The sequence below is a fragment of the Desulfacinum hydrothermale DSM 13146 genome, from assembly GCF_900176285.1.
Taxonomy (GTDB): Bacteria; Desulfobacterota; Syntrophobacteria; order Syntrophobacterales; family DSM-9756; genus Desulfacinum; species Desulfacinum hydrothermale.
In genome coordinates this window covers 151,379-164,056 of the sequence record NZ_FWXF01000003.1, presented here as the reverse complement: position 1 = coordinate 164,056, position 12,678 = coordinate 151,379, and the positions used below count along the sequence as shown (strand labels likewise).

Here is a 12,678-nt window from a genome sequence, read left to right as displayed (position 1 = left end):
TGTTCCTCCTTTTGCGTTGATGTGCCTTGTCAGGGTTGGTGAAAAATCCTCAGACGACGCTCTCCGGGTTGTGCGGCGGGCCACCAAAGGGCCAGCAGCGCGTTGTCGGAGCCCATCAAACGAACGGGGCCAATCTGTCCTTCCACAACCGCCGCGTGGGTATCCAGCCACTGTTGAGAGAGATGTCCGCGTTGTAGCTGTTCCCGTAGGGTCGGTTCCTCGATCACCAAAGCAGGCAGATGGGAAAGGGCCGCGTGGAGCGGAATCAGATGGGATGTCCACTCCATGGCGCCGCGCCAACCCTTGAGCGTTTCCAAGGACAATGCGTCCTCCAGGGCGAACGGCCCGCTGGCCGTGCGCCGAAGAGCGGTGACGTGGGCGCCGCAGCCCAACTGCGCCCCCACGTCCTCCGCCAATTGCCTCACATACGTTCCTTTGGAACAGGTAATGTCACACTCCACGTCCGGCCATTGGTACCGGATCACTTGCAGGCGATGGATGATCACTGGCCGTTTGGGCCGTTCCACGGCGACGCCGGCCCGGGTCCATTCGTAGAGGCGCCGGCCCTTGACCTTCACGGCCGAAAACTTCGGCACCTGCTGGAGCTGCGGGCCTTCAAAGGCTCGAAGCGCCTCCACCAGGGCCTGGTGGCTCACCGGGGGGCCGTCATAACGACCCGTTATCCGGCCGGTCCGATCCAGGGTGTCCGTTTCCACGCCGAGCCGCATGGAAAACCGGTAGCTCTTGTCTTGACCCACCAGTTGGTCCGCGATACGCGTGGCCTCGTTGACGCACACCACCAGGAGGCCCGTGGCGAAGGGATCCAGGGTGCCGCAATGGCCGGCCTTCTTCCATTTGAACCACTTTCTCAACCGGTGGACCACGTCATGGGACGTCCACCCTTCGGGCTTGTCCACCAGCAAAAGCCCGCTGGGCATGGGCTCCCTTTTGGGGGCGTGGCCCACGGTCTGGGCCCCCGTACCGGATGAGGCTCCGCATCTCATCGCAACGCCTCTTGATTCGCCGTACGCTGTAGCAACCGGACGGCCTCTCGCGTCACGGCATGGCGCACCTGCTCCAGGGGTCCCTGCATGCGAAACGCCGCCGCGTGCCGGTGCCCGCCGCCACCGTGGGCTCGCGCGAAGGCCGCCACATCCACAGGGGACTTGGAACGAAGGCTCACGTGGACCACCTGATCCACGTCTTCCCGGAACAAGACGGCCATGACCACGGTCTTAACGCTGCGCAGGTGATTGATGAACCCTTCGGCGTCCTCCCGATTGGTGTGGGTTTGTCGGAACATGGCCTGAGTCAGCTGGGCCGTGGCCAGGCGGCAGTCCGCATGGTATTCCACCGTCTCCAACACCTTGGCCAGGAGGTGCAGCCGTCCCGGGGACGCGGAGTCATAGACGCGGCCGGCGATGAAGGCCGGTTCCGCCCCACGCGCCACCAGCTCCGCCGCCATCCTCAACACTTTGTGGGTGGTGTTGGAAAACCGGAAGGATCCCGTGTCGGTGAGAATGCCCGTGTAGAGCTGCTCGGCCATGTCCTTGTCCGGTTCCACCCCCAGATGGCGGCTCAGGGTGTAGAGCATCTCACAGGTGCTGCTGGCCTGAGGGTCCACCCAGGCCACGGTGCCGAAGGGATCGTGGTTCACGTGGTGATCGATGTTGACGATCACAGGTACCCTGATGATCTTTTCGGCCAGAACGCCTCCCACCCGCTGCAGTTCGCCACAGTCCACGAGGAAGGCCGCATCGTAGTCCGCATCCGGATCCCACGTGTGCCGGATGGATTGGACGCCTGCCAGGAAATCATGGCCCGGCGGGGGAGGGTCCTGGCAATAGGCGTCCACCTGTTTGCCCAGCTTCCGAAGAAGGGTGGCGGCGGCCAGCAAGGCCCCCACGGCGTCGCCGTCCGGGCGCACATGGGTGGCCACGGCACATCGCTTTGCCTGCCGGATGGCCTGCTGGATGTCGTGCAACACGGAGACCCTGTTCTCATTCATCGTGGCGCAACTCATGCAAAAGCCGCTCGATCTTTTCGCCGTAATCGAAAGATTCGTCGTAAAGGAACGTCAGGGTGGGCAAGTACTTCATGTGGACCCGTTGCCCCACTTCCCGGCGGATGAAGGGCGTGGCCTTGTCCAGGGCCGCCGCCGCCTGGTCGCGTTCCTCGACTGTCCCCGTCATGCAATAGAAGACCTTGGCGTATCGCAAGTCGTCGCTCAGCTTCACGCCGGTGATGGTGATCTTGGTCAGTCGGGGATCGCGCACGCGCCGATAGAGCAATTCGGCAATGGTGCGTTGCAACACATCTGCCACGCGATCCGCTCTTTTGTATTCCATGGTTCCTCACAGACCTCCGCTCATAGGGAGATCAATTCAATGTCCGAATCCTCCAGGTCCGCCAACCCCAGGGATTCCATGTAATCGATGACGCGGTCCAGGAGGGAGTTGAGCACGCGGGAGTTGTTCCCGATGACGGCCACTCCCAGTGTCGCCCGCTGGTACACGTCCAGATCTTCCACCTCGGCGATGGAGACCTGGAACCGATGCCGGCTCTTCTCGATCAGGCTCTTGACCACCTTGCGCTTGCCCTTGAGGGAGTGGTTGTCATGGAGCCTGAACGTAATACGGGCGATCCCTACGGTCACCGACATGCGCGTTTCCTTCAATGCCTGGCGTTCGCCATCCCCGGCGCCACGCGTCGTCGTGACAACGGAGATCCGGAATTTCAGCCCGCGCTTGAGGGCTCCCCCTCTCGGCGCAAGCGACGCGCTTGGAAAGTCTCGCACAAGGCCTTGGAGCCTGTCCCACAATGGCCTTGCGGCCTTTTGGGGGATTTCTGACCGGCTGAAATTCCGCTCTGCCTTCTGGCTCCGTTTGCGCCGTGTGGGGGCGGGTTCGGAACCCGCCCTACGGCGGCATGGCCAGGCCGGCGGCACGGGCCCGCCTGGCAGTCCCAAGCCTTCGTCCGTACAAGAAGGGAGCAACCTGGCGTTTCCAGGCAAGCTCCTACGCGTTTCCATCCTCCGGACCGAGGGTCGGCTTCACCTCCACCATCTTGTACACTTCGATTTGGTCCCCCACCTTGATGTCATTGAAGTTCTCGATGGTGATGCCGCACTCGAAGCCCGCGCTGACCTCCCGGACGTCGTCCTTGAAGCGTTTCAGCGAGGCCAGTTTGCCGTCCCACACCACCACGCCATCCCGAATGAGGCGGACCTTGGCGTTGCGCTCCACTTTGCCGTCGGTCACATAACAGCCGGCAACGGTACCGATGCGGGAGATGTGGAAGGTCTGACGCACTTCGACCCGGCCCAGCACCTCTTCCCGGTAGTCGGGCTCCAGAAGGCCCACCATGGCTTCCTTGATGTCGCTGATGATCTGGTAGATGACGTCGTAGTAGCGGATGTCCACCTGTTCCTGCTCGGCCAGCTCCTGTGCCTTGGCGTCTGCCCGCACATTGAAGCCGATGATGATGGCGTTGGACGCCGAGGCCAGCATCACATCGCCTTCGGAGATGGCGCCGGTTCCGGCATGGATCAAAGAAACTTTCACCTCCTGGGTGGAAAGCTTCTGGATCGAATCCCGAATGGCTTCCAGGGAGCCCTGAACGTCGGATTTCAGGATGACGTTGACTTCCTTGATCTGGCCTTCCTGGATCTGTTCGTAGAGTCGCTCCAAGGTCACCTTGGTGGACCGGCTCAACTCCTTTTCCCGATGTTTCATCTGGCGGTGTTCCGCCACCTGTTTGGCCTGCTTTTCGTCGGCCAGCACGATGAAGTCATCTCCGGCGTTGGGCACTCCCGACAGACCCAGGACCTCCACGGGCACCGACGGGCCGGCCTCCGAAATGCGCCGGCCCTTGTCGTCGAACAGGCTGCGCACCCTGCCGAAGTAGGTGCCGCACACATAGACGTCGCCTTCGCGAAGCGTGCCTTCCTGGACCAGCACGGTGGCCACCGGGCCGCGGCCTTTGTCCAGCTTGGCCTCAATGACCCGGCCCCTGGCGGGCTTGTTGGGGTTGGCCTTCAGTTCCAGGAGCTCGGCTTGGAGCAGCACCATCTCCATCAGCTCCTCGATGCCCATGCGCTTCTTGGCCGAAATCTCCACCATGGTGGTATCGCCGCCCCATTCTTCGGGAATGAGGCCGTGTTCGGCCAGCTCCCTCTTCACCCGGTCCACGTTGGCGTTGGGTTTGTCGATCTTGTTGATGGCCACCATGATGGGCACCTGGGCCGCCTTGGAGTGGTTGATGGCCTCGATGGTTTGCTGCATCACGCCGTCGTCGGCGGCCACCACCAGGATGACCAGGTCGGTGACCTTGGCGCCACGGGCGCGCATGGCCGTGAAGGCTTCGTGGCCCGGCGTGTCCAGGAAGGTGATGCGCCCGCCATCCATCTCCACAAAGTAGGCGCCGATGTGCTGGGTAATGCCGCCCGCCTCTCCGTCGATCACGTTGGTATGGCGGATGGCGTCCAGCAGCGAGGTTTTTCCGTGGTCCACATGGCCCATGACCGTGACCACGGGGGGACGGGGCTGCAGGTCTTCGGGCTTGTCTTCCGTGGCCTGCAGGATGTCTTCTTCCTCGAATCCCGCCTTTTCCACTTCATAGCCGAACTCGGAGGCCACCAGGGCCGCGGCGTCGAAGTCGATGGCCTGGTTGATGTTGGCCGGAAGCCCCAGAAGCAGCAGCTTCTTGATGATCTCCGTGGCCTTGACGCCCATCTGCTTGGCCAGATTGGCCACCGTGATGGCCTCATCGATGCGGATGCGGCGCTTGGCGGCTTTGGGGACGGTGGCGGCCGGCTTTGGCGCCTCTTTGGGCGCTCCCTTCTTGGAGGCCCCGCGGCCCCTTTCCGCCTGGGCCCTCAGCTCTTTTTTGGAATAAAGGTCTTCGCGGCCCACCACTTCCTTGCGGGCCCGGCGCGGGCGTTTGCCTGCATCCTCTTTGTCGCTTCGGACCTTCTTCTTTCGCAAAGGCTCGCGGCTCACCTGTTCGTCCGGAGCGAAGCGGGCCGCGGGAGCGGGGATCTCCGGTTCTTCCTCCGCCTCACCCGGTATGAGCTCCGGCAAACGGATGATCTTGGCCGGCTCGTCTTTACGCCGCTTGCGTTTGCGCCGCTTGCCCTTCTTCTTTTTGGCGCGGTCCTCCTCCTCTTCGGCAGGACCTTCTTTTGCCGCCTCTTGGGGCGCCTCTTGGGCCGGCTGTTCTTCCGGGACCGCTTCCTTGTCCGTTGTCGGTTCGGGCGCTTCCTGTGGTGGCGCTGCCGGCTCCGGGGCCGCCTCCGTTACCGGCGGGGTATCGGCCGGCATGGCCTCTTCCGGGACGCCTTCCGCGCTCGGCTCGGCGGGTTCGGGGGTGGAAGGGGCCGGTTCGGGTTCCGAGGCCTCTGGGGTGGCGACTTGGGGGGGGGCGATCGCCGCGGCGTCCGTTTCCTCCGCAGTGGGGGGGGCTGCGTGAGGTTCGGGCGCTACCGGCATCTCCGGTGCTGCCTCCGGCGCGGCTGTCTCGGTGGAGGGAGCCTCTTCAGGCGCGGGGGGCGTTTCCGGCTCGGCTTCCGCCGGGGAGATTTCCACCGCCTCTGCCGCGGGCGGTTCCTCCCGGCCGTGCTCCTGGATGGGCGGCGCCTCTGCGGAGACCTCCACGGGTTCAGGTTGCGGTTCGGCCGGCGCCGGTTTGGGTTCTTCCGCCTTCTTTCTTCTGCGGATGACACGCCGACCGATACGCTTTTCTTCCACCTTCTCGGGAGTTCCCGCCTGAAGATGCGCGCGGATCTTGGTCACCGCCGAATCGTCCAAGGCGCTCATGTGGTTCTTGACCGGGATGCCCAGTTTGAGGATCCGATCAATGAGCTCCTTGCTGTTCATTCCCAATTCTTTTGCTAATTCATGCACCCTGACTCGTGCCATGCAACCGTCCCCCCTGTGTCCAAACACTTTCTATGCAAGCCGCCTAGCGGCCTGTTTCCATTCCGTTACGCGTTCATGGTTGTGTGTCCTCCTGAAAGCCGCCGTCCGGGGGCGTCTCGTCCCGGTCTCCAATCCAACGTTGCAGGAGTGGAGATAGGCTGGTGGCCCGGCCCCGGAAGGCCCTCTGGATGCGCCTGTCAAAGGCCAGACCTCCCAGACAGTCACGGCACACATAGGCGCCCCGGCCCGGGTGGACCTGGCGCGGATCCGGAACCACCCGGCCCCGCTCGTCCAGCGCCAGGCGCAGGAGCGTGGCCTTGGGCTGCCGGGATCGGCAAACCAGGCAGGTTCGATGAGGGATATGGTGCGTTCGTCCCACACTCAGTCGCGGCTCCCGTCCTGCGAGGTTTGGGACTCCTCGGGAATCTCATCGCCCGGGTCGTCCATGGCTTCCTCTTCCATGGGAGGAGCCTCCGCCGGCTCGGCGGATTCCTCCACCGTCTCCTCTTCCTCCACGGGGGCTTCCATCTCGTCGTCCCACTCGTCTTGGTCGTGGAATCCGTACTCCAGAAGCTCCCTGGCCTGGGTCTGCATGGCCGCCAGAGCCGCCTCGGAAAGGTCGATGATGGACTGGAGCTCTTCCAAGTCCGCTTCGCAAAACTCTTCCAAGGAGGTGATGCCCGCCTCGTAGAGCCGATCGGCCATCTCTTCGCTCAGATCGTCAACGTGAAGGAGCGACTGGTAGCCTGCCTGCTTTTGTCTCTCGTAGCGCGCTTCGCTCTTCACGTCGATGTGCCAGCCGGTGATCCGGGAAGCGAGCCGCACGTTCTGGCCGCGCCGTCCAATGGCCAGGGACAGCTGATCATCCGGCACCACCACTTCCATGCTCTTGTTTGTCTGATCGATGATCACCTTGGTGATGATGGCCGGCGCCAGCGCGTTCACCACGAACTTGGCGGGATCCATGTTCCAGGGCACGATGTCGATCCTTTCACCGCGCAGCTCCTGGACCACCGCCTGGACCCGAGATCCCTTCATACCCACGCAGGCTCCCACCGGGTCCACGTTCGGGTCGCGGGAGACGACGGCGATCTTGGCGCGGGAGCCTGGTTCCCGAGCCGCCGCCAGAATGCTCACCGTCCCGTCCGCCACTTCCGGCACTTCCATGCGGAAGAGCTGGATGAGAAAATCCGGATGGGTCCGGCTCAGAATGATCTGGGGGCCCTTGGTGATCTTTTTGACATCGAGGATGTACGCCCGGATTCGGTCTCCCTGGCGGTAGATCTCGCGGGGGATCTGTTCCTTGACGGGCAGGATGGCTTCGGCACGGCCCAAATTGACGATGATCCCGGAGCGATCCACCCGCTGCACGATGCCGGTGATGATCTCCCGCCGGCGGTCCTTGTATTCTTCGTAGGTGGCCTCCCGTTCGGCATCTTTCATCTTCTGAATGATGACCTGCTTGGCGGACTGGGCCGCGATGCGCCCCAGGGTGTCCGTGTCCATGCGGATGCCCAGCTCGTCGCCCAGTTCGCTTTCGGGATCCAGCGCTTGAGCCTCCGCCAGGGAGATCTCCTTGTCCGGGTCGGTGACCGTTTCCACCACTTCCTTGAAAAGAAAGGCCTCCATTTCCCCGAACTCTTCGTTGAAGCTCACTTCAACGTCGATCTTGGACCCATAGCGCTTCTTGACGGCCGATTTGACGGCTTCCTCCAAGGCTTCGATCAGAACGGTGCGGTCGATTCCCTTTTCGCGACTTACCTGGTCGACCAACCGCTTGAGAGGTTCCCTGTCCATAATCTGTTATCTCCCCGAAAGGTCCTTTCTTCGCACGCCCGGTGCCGACCCCGTGAGTGGGTGCGATGGTTCGCGTGGCCTTCAAAGTCTCTGCGAATCGAAGTAGCGCAGCCGGGCCCTTTCTATGTTGTCTATGGCAATCTCATGAACGGTCCCATCGCATTCCACCTGAATCGTCTCGGGGCAGGCATTCCGGAGCGTTCCTTTGAAGTTTCGTCGCCCTTCCAGTGCCTCGCGGGTTCGTACGGAAACGACTTGACCCGTGTGATCCCGAAAGTGCTCCCACTTTCGCAAAGGGCGGTCCAGCCCGGGCGAAGAGACCTCCAGGTGATAGGGGCCGGAAATGGGATCTTCCACATCCAGAAGATCGCTCACCACCCGGCTCACCAGGGCGCAATCTTCCACGGTGATCCCTTCCTCCCGGTCCACGAAAAGCCGCAGCACCCAGCCGTGACTCTCGCGCCGGTATTCCACCTCGATCAGGTCCATTCCTTCGGCCCGAATCACCGGCGTGGCCAGGGACCAAAGGCGCTCAACAACCTGCCGGGATCTGTCCTCCGCTTTTTTTGTGCCCGTCATCCATGCTTTCCCATCGCCGGATCTGCTACAAAAAAAAAGTGGGCAACTTGCCCACTTCCAGTAGCAGACGAATGATCAGTGGAGATCCGGCTTTAGTGCAAAACCCAACTGCGTTCGCAAAAGACCGAGTTGAACATCGTCATCCACCAATCGAAGTCAGCGCGTGCCCTGCTTGCCGGGCCCAACGCCAACCTCAATAAGGGAAGCCTTCCGCTTCTGGAAGGGTGAGCGCCTTGTGGGCTGCTGGAGCGGGCAACGGGACTCGAACCCGCGACCCCAAGCTTGGGAAGCTCGTGCTCTACCAACTGAGCTATGCCCGCCCATCCGCCACAGCATGCGAAGTGTAATGATGAGGCCGCATGAAGTCAAGGGATAATTGCTCGGCCTTGGGACCATATCCGCTTCTCTTTTTCCCCTCCAGTTGATAGGGATTCTTGGGTGCGGGTCACGGTCCGCCCATGACGCGTGGCCCGCATCACCTGGGGACGGCTGGGAGCTTGTGCCGGAACGCCGTGAGTCAAAAAAGGCATCGGGAGGAAGGAGGCGGTCTTGGATAGAAGGCATCCACGGGTATCGGCCGGTTACGAGCTGTTGGACCATACGGCGGATGTGGGACTGAGGCTTCGGGCCCGCAGCCTTGAGGAGCTCTTCCAGGTGGCGGCGCACGCCTTCTATGAACTCATGGTGGATCGCACCCGAGTGGAAGACCGGGAGCGCAAGGGTGTGGCACTGGAGGCGGCGGCTCTGGACGAACTGCTGGTGGCATGGCTTTCCGAGCTCCTCTTCTTGTTCGAAACCGAGGCCTTTTTAGGGAGGTCCGTTCACGTCCATCTGGAAGAGGGGAAGACCTGGCGGCTTCGCGGACAAATCGGCGGCGAACGCCTGGATTTTGATCGTCACGAGTTACAATTGCTCTACAAGGCGGTTACCTACCATCAACTGAAAGTGGAACAAGACGCGCACGGGTGGCACGCTCAGGTGATCTTCGATGTGTGAACCTTCGGTCCGGGAACGGGCTTATAAGTTGGGAGGAGGCAACATGGCGGCCAAGAAGGGATGGAATGTGGAGCGATTGGACCCGTGGCGTTGGAAGATTCCGCGCCAGGGGAACATGAAGACGGACGGTTTGGTCTATGCCACGGAAAGGATGATGGCCTCGATCCGGGAAGAACAGGCTTTGGAGCAGGTGAGCAACGTGGCCTGTCTTCCCGGGATCGTGGGCTCGTCCATGGCCATGCCGGACATCCACTGGGGTTACGGCTTTCCCATCGGCGGGGTGGCGGCCTTCAGCGTGGAGGAGGGCGTGGTTTCCCCCGGAGGAGTGGGCTATGACATCAACTGCGGTGTCCGGCTTATGACCACTCAGCTCACATTGGACGAGGTGGGAGGCGAAAGGATCAAGGACCTGGTTTGCGCCCTTTTTCGAAATATCCCTTCCGGCGTGGGTTCCTCCCGCAAGGATATGAAACTCAAAGACGCCGAACTGGATCGCGTGCTGCTCCAAGGGGCCGCCTGGGCGGTGTCCAAGGGCTTTGGAGACCCTTCCGATCTGGAAAAGATCGAAGAAGGGGGATCCATCCCCTGGGCCGATCCGTCCAAAGTGTCCCCCAGGGCCCGGGAACGGGGCCGCTCTCAACTGGGCACCTTGGGCTCGGGAAATCATTTCGTGGAAGTGGGAGTGGTGGAAGAGGTGTTGGATCCCCAGGTGGCTCGGGTCTTCGGACTCCACCTGGGCCAGATCACCGTCTTTGTGCACACCGGATCCCGGGGTTTGGGCCACCAGGTCTGTGATGATTACATTCGACTGCTGCTCAAGAGCGCCTCCAAGTACGGCATTTCCCTGCCCGACAAGCAGCTGTGCTGCGCACCGGTGGAATCCCGGGAGGGGCGGGACTATCTGGGCGCCATGGGAGCGGCGGCCAATTTCGCCTTCGCCAACCGCCAGATGATCACCCATTGGGTGCGCGAGACCTTTGAGCAGTTCTTCGGTGCCTCGGCGGACCGGCTGGGACTTCGACTGCTCTATGACGTGTGCCACAACATGGCCAAGATCGAAGAGCACCACGTGGAAGGGCGCCTGCGCAAGTTGTGCGTTCACCGCAAGGGAGCCACCCGGGCCTTTGCGGCGGGCCATCCCCAAGTGCCCGCCACCTACAGGGCCGTGGGCCAGCCCGTGCTCATCCCGGGGGACATGGGCCGTTACAGCTATGTGCTGGTGGGAACCGATCGGGCGATGGCGGAAACCTTCGGAAGTACTTGCCATGGGGCCGGCCGGGTGCTCAGCCGCCACCAGGCCATCAAGTCTTCCAAAGGCCGGAGCATTGCCCAGGAGATGGAACAAAGAGGGGTGTTTGTGATGGCGGCCGGCAAGGCGACCTTGAGAGAAGAGATGCCCGAAGCCTACAAGGACGTGAGCGATGTGGTGGCCGTGGTGCACGGAGCCGGCATCAGCCGGCCGGTGGCTCGGCTGAGACCCCTGGGTGTTATGAAAGGGTGAAGAAATCAGCGGTGGGCCCGTGGCAATGGGGCGGTCTGGGAGCCGCCCCTTTTGTCCTGTGGGCCCCAGGGGAACAGGGTTCCAAGCAAGTTCATCGGGCTTTCCCCGACAGCTCCTCAGGCGCGATGACGCCGTCAGGGTTGAATCTCCAGGATCTGGTAGTTGCGTTCTCCCGCCGGCGTGAAAACGGTCACTTCATCGCCCTCCGTTCGTCCCATGAGGGATCGGCCCACCGGGGAATGGATGGAGAGCCGGCCGTTGGCCACATCGGATTCGAACGGGCCCACCATTTGAAAGCGATGGGTTTCTCCCGTGTCCACGTTTCGGACCACTGTCCAGGTGCCGAAACCCACTACCTTGGAAAGAAATTTCCGACCCACAAAGATCTCACACCGGGCCAATTGGGTTTCCAGATCATGGATCTTTCGAACCAGGACCGAATGGTTTTCCCGGGCCAGAAGATATTGCTGGTTGTCCGCCTTGACCCCATACAGCCTGGCCTCTTGGAGTTCTTCCAGCACCTGGGGCCTGACCACGCGACGCAGGTGCATGAGCTTCTGGGCCAGGTGCCGGTATCCGTTTCGGGTGATGGGTACCTTGTCCATGGTCCGGCTCTCTCAGGTGAAGAAGTCCTGGGGCACCGCCCCCCGGTCCAGCAGACTCTTGAATAGGCTCAGGGCGATCACGGTCTTCCCGTCCGTGATGGTTCCCCCATGGACCCTATGCCACACATCGTCCCACGGTAGGATCTCCACCCGTGAGATCTCGTCCGTATCGTGGCGCCGGGCCGTTTTGTCCAGTCCCGATGCCGCATAGATGACGATCTCCTCGTTGGAATAGCCGATGGCCGGATGGTAGCGGAACAGGGGGAGGAACCGCTGGGCCTCATAGCCCGTTTCCTCCATGAGTTCCCGTTTCGCGCAGACTTCCACGGATTCGCCGGGATCCACCTTTCCCGCGGGAATCTCCAGGGTTTCGCGTTGGATGGCGTAGCGCCACTGGCGCACCATGAGCACGTGCCGACCGTCGTCCACAAAGGGAAGCACCGCGGCCGCCTGCGGGTGATCCATCCGAATGCGTTCCGTGATGCGCCCGGTTCTCAACCGAACGGCGTCCAGATGGGCACTGAAATGGTGGGCATGGATGCTGCCCAGGGTCCGAATGCGTTCTTCCATGGTCGCTCCAAGGAAAGTGGGTTGTGGTCGGATCCAGTAAAACATCCTTTTCGCTTTCGAATCAAGGTCGATCCAGAAGACCGGGGGAGGGTTGCTTTGGAGATCGTCCTGAAGGGGGCTAAAAGGAAGCGTCTCGGCGGGATCGTCTGGCCTCGGGCATGGGGAGACGGCCCGCCCCCCGTGGCGTGTCCATGCCCTTGACCGGAACAGCCTCGGCACAATGTGCGTGGGATTCCGGCAAGGCCCTGAAACGAAAAACCCATCCTGGCAGGCGGGAGGCAGTCTGCGCCCTCGCTCCAGGGACGGACCAGACCTCTGGCCGTTGGCCTTGCGCGCTGCTTCGCGCCGGTTGAACGGTCATCCCGCCCACGGGTCCAGGCCCGCGGGAAAGGCCGAGGGTGTTGCCCCTTTTTCGCCCGCTCGAATCGGGCCAAGCGGCGTCGCATAAAGACCGGGATTCCGGAGTTGATCTGTCGGGCAGGGCGCGTGATCCGAAGCGGCCGTCGGCTGAAGCTGCAGTTGGGTCGGCATTGTCCCGCTTTTGAGGCTTTTCGAAGTGTTTATCTCAAATTTTGCCCAGCGTAGAAATCGCCTCCGCAAAGGCTTGCAAGCTCCTTTGGCCATAAGGGGGTGCGGTGTGTCCAAAAATGTCTGAGATGGCATCGTCATGAGGGCGTTTCAGCGCTTGAAAAGGCGATGCCCCAAAAAAGTG

Annotated in this window: 12 protein-coding genes and 1 tRNA gene; 2 read left to right on the top strand and 11 right to left on the bottom strand. The window is 62.2% G+C overall.

The window, feature by feature from the left end; genetic code table 11:
• Nucleotides 1-29: 29 nt before the first annotated feature.
• The 9 genes from truB to B9A12_RS04475 form a co-directional block, all read right to left on the bottom strand.
• Complete coding sequence (gene truB, locus B9A12_RS04515) at nucleotides 30-1,004, bottom strand: tRNA pseudouridine(55) synthase TruB (RefSeq protein ID WP_084056690.1); 975 nt, start codon at nucleotides 1,002-1,004, stop codon at nucleotides 30-32.
• The gene (locus B9A12_RS04510; RefSeq protein WP_170920341.1) at nucleotides 1,001-2,008 is read right to left on the bottom strand and encodes a DHH family phosphoesterase; all 1,008 of its coding nucleotides are present in this window, start codon (nucleotides 2,006-2,008) and stop codon (nucleotides 1,001-1,003) included. The genes truB and B9A12_RS04510 overlap by 4 nt, the downstream gene beginning before the upstream one ends.
• On the bottom strand, nucleotides 2,001-2,348 hold the full coding sequence (rbfA, locus tag B9A12_RS04505; RefSeq protein WP_084056688.1) for a 30S ribosome-binding factor RbfA: 348 nt from the start codon (nucleotides 2,346-2,348) through the stop codon (nucleotides 2,001-2,003). The genes B9A12_RS04510 and rbfA overlap by 8 nt, the downstream gene beginning before the upstream one ends.
• Nucleotides 2,349-2,368: 20 nt before the next feature.
• Nucleotides 2,369-2,662 (bottom strand): DUF503 domain-containing protein, encoded by a 294-nt coding sequence (locus B9A12_RS04500; protein ID WP_245802345.1) that lies wholly within the window; start codon nucleotides 2,660-2,662, stop codon nucleotides 2,369-2,371.
• A gap of 355 nt (nucleotides 2,663-3,017) precedes the next feature.
• A complete protein-coding gene (gene infB, locus B9A12_RS04495) occupies nucleotides 3,018-5,918 on the bottom strand; it encodes a translation initiation factor IF-2 (protein ID WP_084056687.1) in 2,901 nt (966 codons plus the stop codon).
• 73 nt (nucleotides 5,919-5,991) lie between these two features.
• Entirely contained in the window at nucleotides 5,992-6,297 is a 306-nt protein-coding gene (locus B9A12_RS04490) for a YlxR family protein (RefSeq protein WP_084056686.1), read from the bottom strand.
• Between the two features lie 2 nt (nucleotides 6,298-6,299).
• Nucleotides 6,300-7,715, bottom strand: coding sequence for a transcription termination factor NusA (nusA, locus tag B9A12_RS04485; protein ID WP_084056685.1), 1,416 nt, complete (start codon nucleotides 7,713-7,715; stop codon nucleotides 6,300-6,302).
• Between the two features lie 81 nt (nucleotides 7,716-7,796).
• Nucleotides 7,797-8,294 carry a ribosome maturation factor RimP gene (locus B9A12_RS04480; protein ID WP_084056684.1) on the bottom strand — a complete coding sequence of 166 codons (498 nt, stop codon included), beginning with the start codon at nucleotides 8,292-8,294 and terminating at the stop codon, nucleotides 7,797-7,799.
• Nucleotides 8,295-8,538: 244 nt separating this feature from the next.
• A tRNA-Gly gene (locus B9A12_RS04475) sits at nucleotides 8,539-8,614 on the bottom strand.
• Between the two features lie 229 nt (nucleotides 8,615-8,843).
• On the opposite strand from B9A12_RS04475, the gene B9A12_RS04470 reads away from it, so the two are divergent.
• Nucleotides 8,844-9,290 (top strand): archease, encoded by a 447-nt coding sequence (locus tag B9A12_RS04470; protein WP_170920340.1) that lies wholly within the window; start codon nucleotides 8,844-8,846, stop codon nucleotides 9,288-9,290.
• A 43-nt stretch (nucleotides 9,291-9,333) separates the two neighbouring features.
• Nucleotides 9,334-10,791: an RtcB family protein gene (locus B9A12_RS04465; protein WP_084056682.1), complete on the top strand. Its 1,458-nt coding sequence runs from the start codon at nucleotides 9,334-9,336 to the stop codon at nucleotides 10,789-10,791.
• Nucleotides 10,792-10,925: 134 nt separating this feature from the next.
• Here the strand turns inward: B9A12_RS04465 and B9A12_RS04460 are convergent, their stop codons facing one another.
• Nucleotides 10,926-11,396 carry a GreA/GreB family elongation factor gene (locus tag B9A12_RS04460; protein ID WP_084056681.1) on the bottom strand — a complete coding sequence of 157 codons (471 nt, stop codon included), beginning with the start codon at nucleotides 11,394-11,396 and terminating at the stop codon, nucleotides 10,926-10,928.
• Nucleotides 11,397-11,408: 12 nt separating this feature from the next.
• Nucleotides 11,409-11,966, bottom strand: a complete 558-nt coding sequence (locus tag B9A12_RS04455) for an NUDIX domain-containing protein (RefSeq protein ID WP_170920339.1) — start codon at nucleotides 11,964-11,966, stop codon at nucleotides 11,409-11,411.
• Nucleotides 11,967-12,678: the final 712 nt, after the last annotated feature.